The organism is Actinacidiphila sp. bgisy160 (assembly GCF_965342435.1).
In the GTDB taxonomy this organism is placed as follows: domain Bacteria; phylum Actinomycetota; class Actinomycetes; order Streptomycetales; family Streptomycetaceae; genus Actinacidiphila.
The window spans coordinates 1-17,433 of record NZ_CBDRCM010000087.1 but is presented as its reverse complement, the minus strand read 5'-3'; the positions used below and the strand labels follow the sequence as shown (position 1 = coordinate 17,433).

Here is a 17,433-nt window from a genome sequence, read left to right as displayed (position 1 = left end):
CCCCCCCCCCCCCCCCCCCCCCCCCCCCCCCCCCCCCCCCCCCCCGCGGCCGAGACCCCCGCCGCCGCGCGGGCTTCCGGCGCGGCCGGGTCCCGGGCGCCGGGCCCCGCGCCCGGGGCGAAACCGGTGCTGGTCGTGGACGTCGCGGGCAAGGTCAGGAAACCGGGGTTGCGCCGGCTGCCCGCGGGGTCCCGCGTGGCGGACGCCGTGGCCGCCGCGGGGGGAGCGCTGCCCGGCGCGGACACCAGTGCCCTGAACCTGGCCCGCCTGCTGGCCGACGGGGAACAGATCGTCGTGGGCCGCCCCGCGCCTGCGCCCGCCGCCGGGGTCCCGGGGACCGCCGTCGCGAGCGGTCCGGTCAGCCTCAATGCCGCCACCGCCGAGCAGTTGGACTCCCTGCCCGGTGTGGGGCCCGTGCTCGCCCGGCACATCATCGACTACCGCGGCCAACACGGCGGTTTCACCTCCGTCGAGCAGTTGCGCGACGTCAACGGCATCGGGGACCGCCGGTTCTCCGACCTCAAACCGCTGGTCACCCCGTGAGCGCGCCCCGCCCGGCGGTGCACGCGGCGGCCGCCTCACCCCGGGGCGCGTCGAACCCGCGCCAGGAGGGTCCGGCGGACCTCCGCCTGGTGGCCCCGGCGCTCGTGGCCTGGCTCGCCGCGGGCATCGCCCTCGCCGCGCCCGGGCGAGCCGTGGCATGGGCGTGCGCCCTGCTCGTCCTGGGGGCGCTCGTGTCCTTCGTACGCCGGTGGGCGACGGCCGCCGCCGTGGTGTTCTGCGCGGCGGCGTCCGCGGCCGTCGCGGGCCTGCACGCCACGGATCTGCACCGGGGTCCGGTGCCCGTCCTGGCAGCCGAACACGCGCATGCGCGGGTCGAGTTGCGTCTGAGTTCGGACCCCCGGCTGATCCGCCCGCGGGTGCGCGGGGCCGTCCGGGCCCCGGACGCGGTGCTGGCGCGGGCCGAGGCCGTGCGCGTGGCGGCGCAAGGCACAACGACCGCCGTCCGCACGCCGGTCCTGCTGATCGCCCGCCAACCGGCCCGCGCGTGGCTGACGTTGTTGCCCGGCACGCGCGTCGAGGCGGAGGCCCGGCTCGCCCCGGCGGAGGGCCAGGGAGACCGGATCGCCGCGGTGCTGTCGGTCCGCGGACCGCCGCGCGTCGTCGGAGCGCCGGGCCGTGCGCAACGCGTGGCCGGCGGCCTCCGCGCGGGGCTGCGCGAGGCCACCGAGGGCCTGCCGCCCGACGCCCGCGCCCTGCTTCCCGGGCTGGTCGTCGGGGACACCTCCCGTATCCCGGCGGAGTTGCACGACGCGTTCGAAGCCACCGACCTGACGCATCTGACGGCGGTCAGCGGCTCCAACCTCTCGCTGGTGCTGATCCTGCTGATCGGCCCGCCGGGTCTCGCCCTGCGCGCCGAGCGCGGCGGCCTGGCGCCGCGGCTGGCCCTCCCGCTACGCGTGACGGCTGTGCTCGGGGGAGGGCTCACCGTGGCCTTCGTCGTCGTGTGCCGGCCGGACCCGAGCGTGCTGCGGGCGGCCGCCTGCGGACTGATCACCCTGCTGGCCATCGGCACGGGCCGCCGCGGCAGCCTGCTGCCCGCGCTGTGCGGGGCCGCCCTGCTGCTGCTTCTCCACGACCCCTGGCTGGCCCGCTCGTACGGCTTCGCGCTGTCCGTGCTGGCCACGGGCGCGCTCCTTGTCCTCGCGCCGCGCTGGAGCGCCGCCCTGCGGCGCCGGCGGGTGCCGCCGCGCCTCGCGGAGGCCCTGGCCGCGGCGGCGGCCGCGCAGGCGGTGTGCGCCCCCGTGGTGGCGGTGCTGGCCGCCCATGTCAGCCTGGTCGCCGTCCCCTGCAACCTGCTGGCGGAACTCGCGGTGGGCCCCGCCACCGTCCTCGGGTTCGCCGCCCTGGCCGCGGCGCCGTTCGCCATGCCCGCCGCCAAGGCCCTCGCCTGGGTCGCGGGTTGGCCGGCCGCCTGGATCGCCGCGGTGGCCCGGCGCGGTGCCGCGCTGCCCGGGGCGACGCTGGACTGGCCCGGCACCTGGACGGGCGCCCTGCTGCTGGCCGCCGTCACGGTGGCGGTCGTCGCGGCGGGGCGCCGCCTCCTGCGGCGCCCCTGGCTGTGCGCCGCCGCCGTGCTGCTGCTCGTGCTGGCCGTGGTGCGTCCGGCGCCGCTGCCCCGCTCGGTGACCGGCTGGCCGCCGCCGACCTGGCGGCTGGTGGCCTGCGACGTCGGCCAGGGCGACGCGCTGGTGCTCTCCGCGGGCGACGGCACCGCCGTCGTGGTGGACACCGGACCGGAGCCCCGCCTCGTCGACCGCTGTCTTCGTTCCCTCCGGGTCACCGCGGTCCCGCTGCTCGTCCTCACGCACTTCCACGCCGACCACGTCGCCGGTCTCACCGGGGTCCTGCGGGGCCGTTCGGTCGGCGCCATCGAGACCACCACCCTCGACGAACCTTCCGACCAGGCCGCCTTCGTACGCCGTCAGGCGGCCGCCGCCGGTGTTCCCGTGCTTCGCGCGGCGCCGGGGGAGCGCCGCCGCCTGGGCTCCTTGGACTGGAGCGTGCTGTGGCCCGCCGCGCCCTCCCTGCTCGCGGGCGCCGACGACGCCAACCCCAACGACGCCAACCCCAACGACGCCAACCCCAACGACGCCAGCGTCACCCTGCTGGTCCGTACGGCGGGGCTCACCGTGCTCCTTCTCGGTGACCTGGAGCCCGCGGCCCAGCACGCGCTCCTGACCGCCGTCCCGGACCTCCCGCGCGTCGACGTCCTGAAGGTCGCCCACCACGGCTCCCGCTACCAGGACGCGGCGCTGCTGGCCCGTCTCCGGCCCCGTCTGGCGCTCGTCAGCTGCGGTGCCGCGAACCCGTACGGGCATCCCTCGCCCCGCACCCTCGCCGCGCTGCGCGCCCAGGGCGCCACCGTCCTGCGCACCGACCGGGACGGCCCGGTCGCCGTCCTGGGCGACCGGGAGGATCTGCGGGCCGCCGCGGCCGGTGCGTCGCCCGCCGCGCAGCGGGCCGTCCGGGGACGGGGCAGGGCCCGCACCGGAGCACGACCGGTACGGGCCCCACGGGCCCCACGGGCTCCGGGGACGGGCGGCTCAGGCGTTCTCCAGGCCCATCTCCTCCTCGGGCACCGAGATCACCCAGCGGGTGCTCCGCCGCGGCCGGAGGTAGCAGATCCAGTAGGCCAGCGAGGCGGCGACGATCACACCGGTGATCACCAGGTCCTTCGTGGTCTGCTGGGTCAGCACGTACGCCAGCACGACGACCAGGAGCAGCGGCACGGCGGGCCACAGCGGCATGCGCCAGGCCGCGCGCTCCCTGTGCCCACCGCGGCGCGAGCCGAGGGCCGCGAGGGCGACGACGATGTACATCGCGGCGACCGCGACGCCGGTGACACCGCTCAGCGTCTCCACCGGCACGAAGCAGAGCACCGCGCCCGGTACGCCCACCGCGAGCGTCGCGATCCACGGAGCGCCGAAACGCTTGCTCAGCGTGCCGAACGCCTTGTTGACCGGGGCCGGCCAGGCGCGGTCCCGCGCGGAGGCGTAGAGCACCCGGGAGTTCTGGATGACCATCACGATGCCCGCGTTGATGATGGCCAGCGCGATGCAGAGGCTGATGAAGGTGCCGACCGCCGAGTTGCTCCAGCCCTGCACGAGAGCGGAGAGGTCGCCGGCCATCAGGGAGTTCATGTCGGGCGCGCCCAGGGTGATCGCGATCGTCGGCACGATGACCACCAGGGCGCCGATGCCGAGCGTCCACAGCACGGTCCGGGAGACCGTGCGCCGCGGGTTCTCCATCTCCTCGGACAGGTACACGGCCGTGCTGAAGCCCTGCAGCACGAAGAGCGCGATCGCCAGCCCCGCGATGATCGTCCCCGCCGTGACCGCGGTGCTCACCCCGTGCCCGGCCTGCGTGACCGGGTGGATCAGCACCGAGGCCGACCGGGAGGTGTGGGAGAAGCCGAGGAAGGCCACGACCCCCGCCGCGACGACCTCCAGCACCAGGAAGATGCCCGTGATCCAGGCGTTGGCCCGCAGGTCCAGCAGACCCATGACGGTGGCGAGCAGCATGACGGCGGCGCCCGCGATCTTCGGGTCGATGTGCATGATGGGCGACAGGTACTCGCCCGTGCCGAGCGCGATGATCGGCGGCACGATCATCACGACGACCAGGGACAGCACGAACACGATCCACCCGGCCAGCCGCCCGATGAGCGTGCCCACCATCGCGTACTCGCCGCCCGCGCTCGGTATCAGCGTCCCGAGCTCCGAATAGCAGAAGGCCACCGCGATGCAGAGAACCGCCGCGATCACGATCGTCAGCGCCGTCCCGGTTCCCAGGCCGGCGAAGAGCGGGGGCACGATGACGAACAGCGAGGACGCCGGGGTCAGGCACGACAGCGTCAGAAGCGTTCCGCCGACCACGCCGATGGACCTCTTGAGCGACTTTGGTGCCTCGATGGGCGGGGCCAGCGGCGAGTGCGGGGCCGTCGGCGGGTGGAGCGTGTCGGTCATGCGCGCATCCGATCGGGTCGGGCTGAGGGGGCTACCGCCTCCGGTCCAGGGAAACACGAAACGGAATATTCACTTCCGCTTCCGAGGATGAAACCGCGCGCGTCAAGCCTCCGTCAAGAGTCTTCGGACAACGAAATCCGAAGATCAACAACCCAATGCTCGACGTAAAACAGGAAACTTGAGGTCTCGTGCCGTGGATATCGGTGCTCTGGCTTTAGAATAGCCACACCCCTTCCTTCGTCAGGTCCCGGTCTCGCATCTCGGGCAGCGTCCCCAGGTCTGCACCCATTGCGGCCGGATCGCGTAGAACGCGTACGAAGGTCCGTCACCGCGGGGATCCCAGGCGGCCTTCGCCGCGAAGGCGTCGCCGACGCCGTCCGGCAGGCCGCGCGAACTCCACGACCCGCGCCGTGCCGTCGACGAGCACCAGATCCCTGGTGTGCCCCAGGCTCAGCCGCACCCGCCCCGAGGCCTCCAGGTTCCGGCCGGTGGGATTCGTCCGCCGCGTGGCGAGCCACAACTCCTCCCCGTCCCACCAGAACGACAGCGGGACCAGGCACGGCACGCCCTCCGCGTCCGCCGTCGCCACCCACACGTCCTCGTCGTCCCTGAGCCGGCCCATCGCCCCGGCGTGCCGCTCGCGCAGTGTTCGAGTCATACCGCGAAGCTGTCCGGGGCTGGCGTGGGCGCCGGCGATTCCCCGAGACTGACGCCATGGACGCTTCCCAGGCCGACGCCTACCTCCGCCGCATCGGCGCCGAACGCCCCGAACGCCCCGACGCCGCCGCCCTCCGCGAGCTGCACGTGCGCCATCTCGTGGCCGTCCCCTTCGAGAACCTCTCCATCCACCTCGGCGAAGGCGTCTGCCTGGACCCCAAGGCCCTCTTCGACAAGATCGTGACCGCCCGCCGCGGCGGCTTCTGCTACGAGGTCAACGGCGCCTTCGGCGCCCTGCTGACCGCGCTCGGCTACGACGTCACGCTTCACGCGGCCCGCTCCATCAACGGCCGGCGCCTGGGCATCCCCTTCGACCACATGGCCCTCCACGTCCGCACCTGCGACGACGTCACCCTGCTCGCCGACGTCGGCTTCGGCCGCCACGCGCACCACCCCCTCGACCTCACCCCCGACGTCGACCAGACGGACCCCGGCGGCGTCTTCCGCTTCACCCCGGCCCCGTACGGCGACCTCGACCTCCACCACGACGGCGAGCCGGTCTTCCGCCTCGAGCTCCGCCCACGCGAGCTCGCCGACTTCGAGGCCGGCTCCTGGTACCAGCAGACCTCGCCGCACTCCCACTTCGCGCAGTCCCTGGTCTGCTCCCGCCTGACCGAGGACGGCGGCCGGCTGACCCTCTCCGGCCGCACGCTCATCACCACCGCCCCGGACGGCATCCGGCGGGAAGAGGCTTTGGAGGGCGACGCCGCCGTCCTCGCCGCCTACCGCGACCGCTTCGGTCTCGTCCTGGAGCAAGTCCCCGAGGTTGAGTAGGACTCGGTCCACGAAAGATCAGGGCGCCGGGTCAGGGCACCACCGCCGTCGCGGTGACCTCCACCAGCTGGCCGGTGTAGCCGAGGCAGCCGACGCCGAGCAGCGTCGAGGTGTGGGGCCCCTCGCCCAGGCCCGAAGCCCGCACGACCTCCCAGACCTGAGACAGTTCCGCGGGATCGGTGCCCACGACGTACACCGTGCTGGCGACGACGTGCTCCAGGCCGCTGCCCACGGCCCGCAGGGCTTCGTCGAGATTGGCGACGACCTGGTGCGCCTGGGCGACCGGATCACCGGGCCCCACCAGGGCGCCCTCCGCGTCGAGCGGTACCGAACCCGCCATGAAGGCGAGCCGCCGGCCGGCCTCGACGACCGCGGCGTGCGCGTAACCGGGCGGCGGGAACAACGTCGGGACGATCGTGCGGTGCACCACGGGGAGCCTCCTGCCTCGAACCGGCTGACCCGGCTGACCTGGCTGACGTGCCGATCCTGCCGAGCCGCCGACGCGGACGTCACCCGGTTTTCGCGCCGGGCCGCGCCCCACCCCGCGGCCGGGCCAGGGGTTCGCCGGGAAGTGCAACCACCGTGTCACGGCTTGCCCATGGCTTTGTCCCGGCACGCATGACGGGCCGGAGGCCGTGGCAGGTTGACGGCATGACCATCATCGGCTGGATCATCCTGGGCCTGATCGCGGGCGCCATCGCGAAGATACTGCTCCCCGGGAAGGACCCGGGCGGACTGGTCGGGACGACGCTGACCGGCATCGCGGGCGCGGTGGTCGGCGGCTGGATCTCGGCGAAGTTCCTCGACCACCCCATCACCAAGGACTTCTACGACCTGCCCACCTGGGGCGCGGCCATAGGCGGCGCGCTCCTCCTCCTGATCATCTACCGCATCCTGTTCGGCGACTCCCGCTGACCGCGGGCGCGGGCAGCAGCTGCACGTCCTCCCGGCGCACGGACAGCGCCTGCGAACGGTCCGGGTCCCACAGCCAGATCCAGTCCCCGGCGGCGCCGAAGGACAGGACGGCGTGGTCGGCCGGCACCGGGCCGTTCTCCACGGGTACGGGGCCCTCGCCGACCGGCACCACGCACATCAGGGTGCCGTGCAGTCCGAAGTACGTCGCCGGGACGTACCCCTGCCGGGCTGCGGTCGCCGCCCCCCGGGCGGCGCGGTCCGCGTCGCCTGCTCCGGCGACGAGCGCGGTGGCCGCGAACGCCACCGAGAGCAGCACGGCGACGACGACCAGGGCGAGGCGGTTGTCCCCCTTGGCGATGTGCACGTGCCGCAGCCAGCCCGCCACCGCCGTGAAGAACAGCACGAACGCCAGGGCGAGGCCCAGCGGTTCGGCGGCCGCCGCGTACGGCCACAGGTCCCCGGCGGAGCGGACGGAGCCGGACGGGATGCCGAACCGGTCGAGATAGAACGCCTGCATCAGCCGGCCGAGCCAGGTCACCAGCGACCACCCCACGGGCAGGGCGAGCGGCACCAGCCAGACCGCGTTGCGTGAGAACCAGGAGTCGCGCAGGGCGAAGTGGACCCCCGGCGCGCAGAGGAGGGCCACCGCCGCCAGTGGCCACCACAGGGGCTCCGCGCCCGCTTCGGCCGCCGCCCACCCCAGCAGAGCCGCCGCAACCACGCCTGCCACAGCGGGCAGCACCCGCACCCGGGGCACGGCGGGGTGGCGCGTCCCGGCGGCGGCCGCCTCCACCGTCTCGGGCGGTGCGGGTCGCAGTTCGTAAGCGCCGGGGGTGAAGGTGCCGCCGCCCAGGGGACGTTCCGCAAGCTCCCGCTCGACGGCCTCCCGGGTGACCCCGTCCGGCAGCCGCAGCAGCCGGTGCGCGCCGCGCCCGCCGCACGCGGCCCACCACCGTGCGAGCCGGTCGCGCCGGCTGGCGCCCGCGCCCGGACGGCGGATCACGCGGTACTCGGTCCGCGGGTCGTCCGGCCGCAGCAACAGGGCCGCGTCCCGGACCCACAGGCCGAGCTGACGGGTCCTCGCCAGGCGTTCCACGGCCCCGCACGCGGCCTTCTCGGCCCGCCAGCGCGAGCCGTTGAGCCGGACCTCGACGATGAGCGCGACGCGGCCGCCGCCCGCCGTGGCCGGGGCGTCCTCACGGCCGGCGCGGCGCACCGCCCAGCCCCGTTCCTCCATCAGCCCCTGGACGAGGGCGAGCTCGTCGGGCTGGTCGACGGCCTCGACCAGGAGACGTACGCGCTGGTTGAACGGGACCGTCGGGACAACGGCCGGGACAACCCCGGCCGCCTCGGGACGCTCCGTCCCCGGCTCCTGCGAGCGACGACGGCGCTGGGCGGGAACGCGCAGCGGCACGGCCTAGTCCTCCTCCAGCCAGCCCTCGAACTCCTCCGCCAGTTCGTTGAGCGCGGCGGGGTCCAGTTCCTCGTCCTCGTCGTCGATGACGACGAGCCATTGGGCATCCTCGGCGTCGTCCTCGCCGGCGAGGGCGTCACGGACGAGCTGGGGGCGGGCGGGCAGGTCGAAGCGTTCGGCGGCTTCGTCGGCGGCGTCCTCGGCGGCGTCGCGGTCGGGGAGGACGAGCACATGTCTGACGTCGGTCACCGGGACATTGTGTCGGACCCGCGTGGGATGCTGGACCGCGATGGCCAGGAACAGTTCGACAGACAGCCCGCTCGCCCCCGTGACGATCGCGGTGGGGCAGGAGGACCTGCTCCTCGACCGCGCGGTACGGGAGGTCGTGCGGGCCGCGCGCGCCGCCGACGCCGACACCGATGTGCGCGACCTCACCCCGGACGCGCTCCAGCCGGGCACGCTGGCGGAGCTCACCAGCCCGTCGCTCTTCGCGGAGCGCAAGGTCGTGGTCGTACGGAACGCACAGGATCTGTCGGCGGACACCGTCAAGGACGTCAAGGCCTACCTGGACGCCCCCGTCGAGGAGATCACGCTCGTCCTGCTGCACGCGGGCGGCGCCAAGGGCAAGGGCCTGCTGGACGCGGCCCGCAAGGCCGGGGCGCGCGAGGTGGCGTGCCCGAAGATGACCAAGCCCGCAGACCGGCTGGCCTTCGTCCGGCAGGAGTTCCGCACGCTGGGCCGGTCCGCGACCCCCGAGGCCTGCCAGGCCCTGGTGGACGCCATCGGCAGCGACCTGCGGGAGCTGGCCGGCGCCTGCGCCCAGCTCGCCTCCGACGTGGAGGGCGCGATCGACGCGGCCGTGGTCGCCCGCTACTACACGGGCCGGGCCGAGGCCACCGGCTTCGAGGTCGCAGACCTCGCGGTGACCGGCCGCGCCGCCGAAGCGCTGGAGCGGCTGCGGTGGGCGATCGCGGTCGGTCAACCGCTGCCCGGCATCACCTTCGCGCTCGCCTCGGGCGTCCGGGCCATCGGCAAGCTCGCCTCGGCCCCGCGCGGGGCGCGCCCGGCGGACCTGGCGCGCGAGCTGGGCATGCCGCCATGGAAGATCGACCGCGTCCGGCAGCAGATGCGCGGCTGGTCCGGTGACGGCGTCTCCGCCGCCCTGCGCGCGGTCGCCGAGGCCGACGCCGCGGTCAAGGGCGGTAGCGCGGATCCGGCCTACGCCCTGGAGAAGGCGGTCGTCGCCGTGGCGCGGGCCGCGCGAACCCGCTGAGCCGGCATCACGAACGCAGGCGCCGGCCATACGGCCGGCGCATTCGCCGGCGTCAACGTGGAGTCCCGTGGAGGATGAGGCGTGGTCGTCGGCTCCGGCGCCCGGCCCTCCAGTGGCGTGTGACGTTCTCGCGGTAGCCCGTGTGCTCCGGGAAAGTCGTGAAGGTAGATCCTCCCGCGGGCGCTCTCAAAGTCCTCCGACGCCGACCTGCTCCCTGGACCGGTGCCGGCGCCGATGCCTGTCGCTCTCCGCGCCCCCCCTTAAGACCCCGCCCCGGTCCATGGCTGGCTGTGCCACGTGTACGCCGACCCGGGGCAATGACCCGCGGCAGGAACCTCGCTGCCGCGGAGGCCGGCGCTGGCCCGGGTGAGGTCCGCCAACCCGGTGACCGTCCGGCGAGCCCCCTCCTCTTTCGGGAGGAGGGGGTTTCGTTGTGTCTGGGGATGACGAAAAGCCCCCAACCCGTAGGTCAGGGGCTTCGTACCGCATCCAAGCGTGGCGTTACTCGGAGGCGCTACCTACGTCGACACTCGCCGCTAACGGCGAACGCAGGCCGCGTGCGGCCGGAAGATCAAGGTGCCGGCGGAGGAGCGGGTGAGAGGGACCGCTGTGTCCTCACCGACGGGTACTACTACGGGAAGGCTCAGCCCTGGAGGCCGGCCACCTTCAGCGCCAGCGCCGACTTCTTGTTGGCGGCCTGGTTCTTGTGGATGACGCCCTTGCTCACGGCCTTGTCGAGCTTCTTGGAGGCGAGACGCGCGGCCTCGGTGGCCTTCTCGACGTCGCCGGCGGCCACGGCCTCACGGGTGCGACGGATGGCGGTCTTGAGCTCGGACTTTACGGCCTTGTTGCGCAGGCGCGCCTTCTCGTTGGTCTTGTTGCGCTTGATCTGGGACTTGATGTTCGCCACGAAAGAGCCTTTTCAGGTTTGATCTGATGGGGTCCGCGCCTCGGGTAGAGGGCACGAGGCGCGACTGCCCAGGCTAGCAGTCGGCCGCCGCGCCGCCCAAACCGGTGTTCCGCGGCGGGCCTCCGGGCTCCTCCCGCACCGCCCGGCATGGCCGTGGGCCCCGGCCATGGGACTATGGGAGCCATACGTATCGATCCGACCAGAGGCGACAGGCGCCTCAAGAGACAGGACCCTGCGTGCCCGCGACCCCTTCGAACGTGCCGGAGCCGAGCCGTACCGACCCGGCGCTGATCCGCAACTTCTGCATCATCGCGCACATCGACCACGGCAAGTCGACACTCGCCGACCGCATGCTCCAGCTCACCGGCGTGGTGGATCAGCGGCAGATGCGCGCCCAATACCTCGACCGGATGGACATCGAGCGCGAGCGCGGTATCACGATCAAGTCCCAGGCGGTCCGACTGCCCTGGGCGCCCACCGAGGGCGCCGGTCAGGGGAGGACCCACATCCTGAACATGATCGACACCCCGGGGCACGTGGACTTCACCTACGAGGTCTCCCGGTCGCTGGCGGCCTGCGAGGGCACGATCCTGCTGGTCGACGCCGCGCAGGGCATCGAGGCGCAGACGCTGGCCAACCTCTACCTGGCGATGGAGAACGACCTCACCATCGTCCCGGTGCTGAACAAGATCGACCTGCCGGCCGCGCAGCCCGAGAAGTTCTCCGAGGAGCTGGCCAACCTCATCGGCTGCGACCCCTCCGAAGTGCTGAAGGTCTCCGCCAAGACCGGTCTGGGAGTCGAGGCGCTGCTGGACCGGGTCGTGGAAACCGTGCCGGCCCCGGTCGGCGTCGCCGACGCGCCCGCCCGCGCGATGATCTTCGACTCGGTGTACGACTCGTACCGCGGCGTCGTCACCTACGTCCGGGTCGTCGACGGCCGGCTCAACAAGCGCGAGCGCATCAAGATGATGTCCACCGGCGCGACCCACGAGCTGCTGGAGATCGGCACCAACTCGCCCGAGATGCTGCCGGCCGACGGTCTCGGTGTCGGCGAGGTGGGCTACCTGATCACGGGTGTGAAGGACGTCCGCCAGTCCAAGGTGGGTGACACGATCACCCAGCAGACCAAGGGCGCCACCGAGGCCCTGGGCGGCTACAAGGACCCCAAGCCCATGGTCTTCTCCGGGCTGTACCCGCTGGACGGCTCCGACTACCCGGAGCTGCGGGACGCCCTGGACAAGCTGCAGCTCAACGACGCCGCGCTGGTCTACGAGCCGGAGACCTCCGCGGCCCTCGGCTTCGGCTTCCGCGTCGGCTTCCTGGGCCTGCTGCACCTGGACGTGATCCGCGAGCGCCTGGAGCGCGAGTTCGGCCTGGACCTGATCGCCACGGCTCCCAACGTGGTCTACCGCGTGGTGATGGAGGACGGCGCCGAGCACGTCGTGACCAACCCCAGCGAGTTCCCCGAGGGCAAGATCGCCGAGGTGTACGAGCCGGTGGTGCGGGCCACGATCCTGGCGCCCACGGAGTTCATCGGGGCGATCATGGAGCTCTGCCAGACCCGGCGGGGCTCGCTGCTCGGCATGGACTACCTCTCCGAGGACCGGGTGGAGATCCGCTACACCCTCCCGCTCGCCGAGATCGTCTTCGACTTCTTCGACCAGCTGAAGTCCAAGACCCGCGGCTACGCGTCGCTGGACTACGAGCCCACCGGCGAGCAGGCCTCCAGCCTGGTCAAGGTGGACATCCTGCTGCACGGCGACAAGGTCGACGCCTTCTCCGCCATCACGCACAAGGACAACGCCTACGCGTACGGCGTGCGCCTGGTGGCCAAGCTGCGCGAGCTGATCCCGCGGCAGAGCTTCGAGGTGCCGGTCCAGGCCGCCATCGGTTCCCGGGTGATCGCCCGCGAGACCATCCGCGCCATCCGCAAGGACGTCCTCGCCAAGTGCTACGGCGGTGACATCTCCCGTAAGCGGAAGCTGCTGGAGAAGCAGAAGGAAGGCAAGAAGCGGATGAAGATGGTCGGCTCCGTCGAGGTGCCGCAGGAGGCCTTCATCGCGGTGCTCTCCAGCGACGAGGGCGGGGCCAAGAAGAAGTAGCCGGCACGGCTCGCCGGCGTGGTCCGGGGCACCACACAGGAAGGGCGCTTGTCCGATTAACGGGCAGGCGCCCTTTCGTATGAGCGGTCGGGCATTCGGGTGATTGGCAAAAAGCCCGGCCCGCGCGGTTTCTGCCGGGAGTCCCCGACGTTACTCATCGTGACAGCGGCGAAAGACGTCGCTGCGGAAGGGGAATGTGAAGTGAAGTACTCGAAGGCCGCGGCCGTCGTCGCCGGTTCCGTGATCGCGCTGGGCGCCGCCGGTGCCGCCGCGTCCCCCGCCTTCGCCGGGGAGGCCCTCCCGCTCGGCAACGGGCCGATGAAGATCCTGGACGCCAAGGACGAGGTCGCCAAGACCGGTCTGAAGGCGGTCACCGGCAAGGCGAACGAACTGCTCGGCGGTGCGGGCAGGGCAGGGGGCACCAAGGGCATGATCGGCGGTCTGCCCATCGGCGGCTGAGCGTCGCGCTCCCCGCGGTGCCGCCGACGGGTGGCCGGGCGGTGTCCGGAAGGCGGGCTCCCCGGATTCCGGGCGGGCCCGCCGTTATGTGTATGCGCAATGTATTCGCTCGTCACGGTTGCGTAGCGGTGGCCGCGGCCTCTTACCAAGCGGGCGCCGATTCCCTACTCTGATCACCACTCGTTAGTTACTCGCGAGTCACTCAGTAAAGAGGCGGGCCCCCGGAGGTTGTCGTGACCGACACGCAGACTTTGATCGAGAACCGGCCGCCCTCCGTGGCGAACCTGTTCCTGGAGCGCGTCGAGGCGACGCCCGATGCCGAGGCGTACCGCTACCCGGTGCCGTCGGCCGGTGACGGCCTCGAGTCGTGGCGGTCGCTCACCTGGAAGCAGGCCGCGGAGCGGGTCCATGCCGTCGCCGCGGGCCTGATGGACCTGGGCGTACGCCCCGAGGAGCGGGTGGCCATCGCCTCCGCCACCCGGGTCGAGTGGATCCTGGCGGACCTCGGCGTGCTCTGCGCCGGCGCCGCGACCACCACGGTCTACCCGAGCACCAACGCCGACGAGACGGCCTTCATCCTGGCCGACTCCGGCAGCCGGGTGCTGATCGCCGAGAACTCCGCCCAGTTCGCCAAGGCCGTCGAGCGCCGCGCCGAGCTGCCCGAGCTGGCCCACGTCGTGGTCGTCGACGCCGACGGCGCCGACCTCGGGGACGACGGGTGGGCGCTCTCGCTGGCCCAGCTGGAGCAGCGCGGCAAGGTCTACCTGGAGAAGAACCCCGAGGCGGTCCGCAAGGCCGTGGGCGATATCACCAAGGACCAGTTGGCCACCCTCATCTACACCTCCGGCACGACCGGCCGCCCCAAGGGTGTACGGCTGCCGCACGACTGCTGGGCGTACATGGCCCGGGCGATCCAGGCGAACGGCTTGCTGGAGGCGGACGACGTCCAGTACCTCTGGCTGCCGCTGGCGCACGTCTTCGGGAAGGTGCTCACCGCCGGGCACATCACCATCGGCCACGTGACCGCGGTCGACGGCCGCGTCGACAAGATCATCGAGAACCTGCCGGTCGTGCAGCCCACCTACATGGCCGCCGTCCCGCGCATCTTCGAGAAGGTCTACAACGGCGTCGCCGCCAAGGCCCGCGCCGGCGGCGCGGCCAAGTACCGGATCTTCAAGTGGGCCGCCGAGGTCGCCCGCGAGTACGCCAAGGTCACCCAGGACAACCGCCGCCGCACCGGCAACGCGAGCGCCCCCTTCGGCCTTTCCGCCAAGCACGCAGTCGCCGACCGCCTGGTGTACGCCAAGCTCCGCGAAGCGTTCGGCGGCAAGCTGCGCGCCTGCGTCTCCGGATCCGCCGCCCTCTCCCCGGAGATCGGCTACTTCTTCTCCGGCGCCGGCATCCACATCCTGGAGGGCTACGGCCTGACCGAGTCAAGCGCCGCCAGCTTCGTCAACCCCGGCGAGGCCTACCGGACCGGCACGGTCGGCAAGCCGCTGCCGGGCACCGAGGTCCGCATCGCCGAGGACGGCGAGATCCTGCTGCGCGGCCCCGGCATCATGCAGGGCTACCACGGGCTGCCCGAGAAGACGGCCGAAGTGCTGGAGTCGGACGGCTGGTTCCACACCGGTGACATCGGGGAGCTCTCCGCGGACGGCTACCTCACCATCACCGATCGCAAGAAGGACATCATCAAGAACTCCAACGGCAAGTACATCGCGCCGGCCGCGGTCGAGGGCCAGTTCAAGGCCGCCTGCCCGTTCATCAGCAACGTCCTGGTGATCGGTGCCGACCGCAACTTCTGCACCGCCCTGTTCGCCCTCGACGAGCCCACGATCCTCGGCTGGGCGAAGGAGAACGGTCTGGAGGGCAAGTCCTACGCGGAGGTCGTCGGCTCCGAGCAGGTGCGGGCCCTGATGGACGGCTACGTGCAGCGGGTCAACGCGGACCTGCAGCGCTGGCAGCAGATCAAGACCTTCCGCGTGCTGCCGCGCGACCTGGACGTCGAGCACGGCGACCTCACGCCCAGCCTGAAGCTCAAGCGGCCGGTCGTGGAGCGGGAGTTCAAGGACCTCATCGAGGACATGTACGCCGGTACGCGGGAAGGCTGAGCGCCCAGTCACCCATCCGGGGCCCGGCAGGTTCACGCCGCGCAGCGCGCGTTCCAGCCGGGCCACGCGGTGGGTTGCACGTTCCGGCGAGTTCGGCCGGCACCCCGGCCGGCTCGGCCGCGCGTATCCACACACCGTCCGGCGGCGGGCCGACGACACGCGGGCGCACGGGACTCGCGCTTTTCGGCGCGGGAACAGCCGATTTGGGGACCATGACGGCCTTCTTCGGTGACTCGGTGCTTATGAGCGCTTCCGGTCTGTCACGCTGGGCGGGTCGTCAAGGACGCAATGCCGGATCTGCTCGGGAGCCGCACAGTGGGGCCAGATTCCATCCCACGGGAGTTCGTTTCCCGTACCAGCCTGCCCGGCAACCAGCTGGCGGCTTCTGCGGCACGGAAGTTCGTCCGCGCCACGCTGGCCGAGTGGACCACGCAGGAGCCCTGGCCGGCCGAGAACATCGGGGACCACCTCGTGGACGACGCGGTGCTGCTCGTGAGCGAACTCGTCACGAACGCGGTCATCCACGCCGGCACCGCGGTCGAGCTGCTCTGCCGGCTGGAGAGCCCGGCGCCCGGCGGACGTGAGGACGGCGGCCTCGTCGTCGAGGTCTCCGACCACCACCCCGCCCGGGTCGTCCGCGACCGGGCCGAACTCGCCCGCGAGGGCCGTGACGGCGGGCGCGGACTGCAACTCGTCTCCGCCCTCTCCGAGGAGTGGGGCATCACCTACCGACGCGACCTCAAAACCATCTGGTGCCGGCTGGCCGCCGACCGCGAACCCGGGGTCACCCTGCCGCTGCCCCCCGAGGCCGACCGCGCCCTGCTGCGGGGACTCCGCGCCACCGAGATCCTCGCACCCACGGCGCACCGCCTCCCGCGGCCGCACGACAGCGAGTGGATCAACCGCGGCTCGCTCTCCTTCCTCGCCGAGGCCTCCGACCTGCTCGCCGGGCAACTCGACGAGGACATGGTCGCCTCCCTCGCCGGGCAGCTGCTCGTGCCCCGGCTCGCCGACTGGTGCGCCGTCTGGCTCTCCGGGGACGGGCCCGAGGGCTCCGAGCCGCGCCTGGCGCGCGTGTGGCACGCGGCGGAGAGCCGTATCGACGGGCTGCGCATGGTGCTCGAGAAGGAACCGCCGCCGCCCGGCTCCCGCGCCGGTGCCGTGCCCTGGCCGTGGCCCGCCGCCGCCCAGGGCACGGACGAGGCGGTCGGCGCGGCCCTGGCCTGCCCCCTGGTGACCGGCGGCCGCCGGCACGGCACGCTGCTCCTGGGGCGCACCGGGCTGATGCGCTTCCCCGACGAGGTCATCGGTCTCATCGAGGACTTCGCACGCCGCGTCGCGCTCGCGGTGGGCACCGCCCGCCAGTACACCCGGCAGGCCATGATCAGCCGGGTCCTGCAGCGCGGCCTGCTGCCCGCCGGGCTCGGCGCGGTGCCGGGCCTCGACACGGCCGTCGTGTACGAGCCCACGCGCGCGGACGTCGTCGGCGGCGACTTCTACGATCTCTTCCCCGCGGGCGGCGGCCGCTGGTGCTTCGCCCTCGGCGACGTCCAGGGCAACGGCCCCGAGGCCGCCGCGGTCACCGGCCTCGCCCGGCCCGTCATGCGGCTCCTCGCGCGCGAGGGGTACGGCGTCGCGGAGGTCCTCGACCGGCTCAACCGCGCTCTGGCGGACGAGGCAGCGTCGGCCACGCTCGGCGACGCCCTCGGGCCGGGATGGGACGCGGGGCCGCGGTTCCTGTCCCTGCTGTACGGGGAGATCGTTCCGGAGGGCGTGGGGGAGGGCGCGGCGGGCGGCGGCGCCTTGTGCACGCTGGCCAGCGCCGGGCACCCCCTTCCGCTCCTCCTCACGAGCGGCGGCGCGGTGCGGCCCGCGGCGGCCCCGCAGATACTGCTCGGGATCACGGACGACGCACGGTACCGCAGCGAATCGTTCCGGCTGGCCCCCGGGGACACGCTGCTGTGCGTCACGGACGGGGTGACGGAGCGGCGCAACGGGAGCCGTCAGTTCGACGACGACGACGGGCTGGCGGCCGTGCTCGCGGCGTGCGCCGGGCTGGGGGCGGCGGGAGTGGCGGAGCGGATCCGGCGGGCGGTGCACGAGTACGATGTGGCGCCGCCGGACGACGATCTCGCGATGCTCGTGCTTCAGGCCCATTGACATCCTCCCCGCCTTAAGGGAGGGGGATTCCTGGCTCACGTTGGCTGGGGACCAGCGGTCCGCCAGCGC

14 protein-coding genes and 1 pseudogene are annotated in these 17,433 nt (G+C 72.9%); 9 read left to right on the top strand and 6 right to left on the bottom strand.

Translation table 11 applies throughout. The annotated features are described in order from the left end of the window. Positions 1-126: 126 nt before the first annotated feature. On the top strand, positions 127-543 hold the full coding sequence (locus ACRWNP_RS35675) for a ComEA family DNA-binding protein (RefSeq protein ID WP_431968947.1): 417 nt from the start codon (positions 127-129) through the stop codon (positions 541-543). Then, positions 540-2,993, top strand: a pseudogene (locus tag ACRWNP_RS35670) (ComEC/Rec2 family competence protein); the annotation flags it as partial. The gene ACRWNP_RS35675 and the pseudogene ACRWNP_RS35670, both read left to right, overlap by 4 nt. 114 nt (positions 2,994-3,107) lie before the next feature. Here ACRWNP_RS35670 and ACRWNP_RS35665 read toward each other — a convergent pair. Beyond that, positions 3,108-4,529: an APC family permease gene (locus ACRWNP_RS35665; protein ID WP_431968945.1), complete on the bottom strand. Its 1,422-nt coding sequence runs from the start codon at positions 4,527-4,529 to the stop codon at positions 3,108-3,110. 325 nt (positions 4,530-4,854) lie between these two features. Then, positions 4,855-5,187 (bottom strand): pyridoxamine 5'-phosphate oxidase family protein, encoded by a 333-nt coding sequence (locus tag ACRWNP_RS35660; RefSeq protein WP_431968943.1) that lies wholly within the window; start codon positions 5,185-5,187, stop codon positions 4,855-4,857. Between the two features lie 56 nt (positions 5,188-5,243). On the opposite strand from ACRWNP_RS35660, the gene ACRWNP_RS35655 reads away from it, so the two are divergent. Then, positions 5,244-6,020 (top strand): arylamine N-acetyltransferase family protein, encoded by a 777-nt coding sequence (locus tag ACRWNP_RS35655; protein WP_431968941.1) that lies wholly within the window; start codon positions 5,244-5,246, stop codon positions 6,018-6,020. Positions 6,021-6,051: 31 nt separating this feature from the next. On the opposite strand, the gene ACRWNP_RS35650 is transcribed toward ACRWNP_RS35655, so the two are convergent. Beyond that, a complete protein-coding gene (locus ACRWNP_RS35650) occupies positions 6,052-6,450 on the bottom strand; it encodes a RidA family protein (protein ID WP_431968939.1) in 399 nt (132 codons plus the stop codon). Between the two features lie 221 nt (positions 6,451-6,671). Between ACRWNP_RS35650 and ACRWNP_RS35645 the strand changes: the two genes are divergently transcribed. Beyond that, the gene (locus ACRWNP_RS35645) at positions 6,672-6,935 is read left to right on the top strand and encodes a GlsB/YeaQ/YmgE family stress response membrane protein (protein WP_431968937.1); all 264 of its coding nucleotides are present in this window, start codon (positions 6,672-6,674) and stop codon (positions 6,933-6,935) included. On the opposite strand, the gene ACRWNP_RS35640 is transcribed toward ACRWNP_RS35645, so the two are convergent. After that, positions 6,901-8,349 (bottom strand): hypothetical protein, encoded by a 1,449-nt coding sequence (locus ACRWNP_RS35640; RefSeq protein ID WP_431968935.1) that lies wholly within the window; start codon positions 8,347-8,349, stop codon positions 6,901-6,903. The two genes, ACRWNP_RS35645 and ACRWNP_RS35640, sit on opposite strands and share 35 nt — an antisense overlap. A gap of 3 nt (positions 8,350-8,352) precedes the next feature. Further along, positions 8,353-8,598 carry a hypothetical protein gene (locus tag ACRWNP_RS35635; protein ID WP_431968933.1) on the bottom strand — a complete coding sequence of 82 codons (246 nt, stop codon included), beginning with the start codon at positions 8,596-8,598 and terminating at the stop codon, positions 8,353-8,355. A gap of 40 nt (positions 8,599-8,638) precedes the next feature. Here ACRWNP_RS35635 and holA point away from each other — a divergent pair, with 40 nt between their 5' ends. After that, the gene (gene holA, locus ACRWNP_RS35630) at positions 8,639-9,622 is read left to right on the top strand and encodes a DNA polymerase III subunit delta (RefSeq protein ID WP_431968931.1); all 984 of its coding nucleotides are present in this window, start codon (positions 8,639-8,641) and stop codon (positions 9,620-9,622) included. A gap of 643 nt (positions 9,623-10,265) precedes the next feature. Here holA and rpsT read toward each other — a convergent pair. Further along, entirely contained in the window at positions 10,266-10,532 is a 267-nt protein-coding gene (rpsT, locus tag ACRWNP_RS35625; protein WP_319133817.1) for a 30S ribosomal protein S20, read from the bottom strand. A gap of 236 nt (positions 10,533-10,768) precedes the next feature. Here rpsT and lepA point away from each other — a divergent pair, with 236 nt between their 5' ends. From lepA to ACRWNP_RS35605, 4 genes are all read left to right on the top strand, one after another. Next, positions 10,769-12,634, top strand: a complete 1,866-nt coding sequence (gene lepA / locus ACRWNP_RS35620; protein ID WP_431968929.1) for a translation elongation factor 4 — start codon at positions 10,769-10,771, stop codon at positions 12,632-12,634. A 201-nt stretch (positions 12,635-12,835) separates the two neighbouring features. Continuing rightward, a complete protein-coding gene (locus ACRWNP_RS35615) occupies positions 12,836-13,093 on the top strand; it encodes a hypothetical protein (protein WP_431968927.1) in 258 nt (85 codons plus the stop codon). A gap of 233 nt (positions 13,094-13,326) precedes the next feature. After that, complete coding sequence (locus ACRWNP_RS35610) at positions 13,327-15,204, top strand: AMP-dependent synthetase/ligase (protein WP_431968925.1); 1,878 nt, start codon at positions 13,327-13,329, stop codon at positions 15,202-15,204. A gap of 288 nt (positions 15,205-15,492) precedes the next feature. Beyond that, positions 15,493-17,364: a SpoIIE family protein phosphatase gene (locus ACRWNP_RS35605; protein ID WP_431968923.1), complete on the top strand. Its 1,872-nt coding sequence runs from the start codon at positions 15,493-15,495 to the stop codon at positions 17,362-17,364. Positions 17,365-17,433 lie beyond the last annotated feature (69 nt).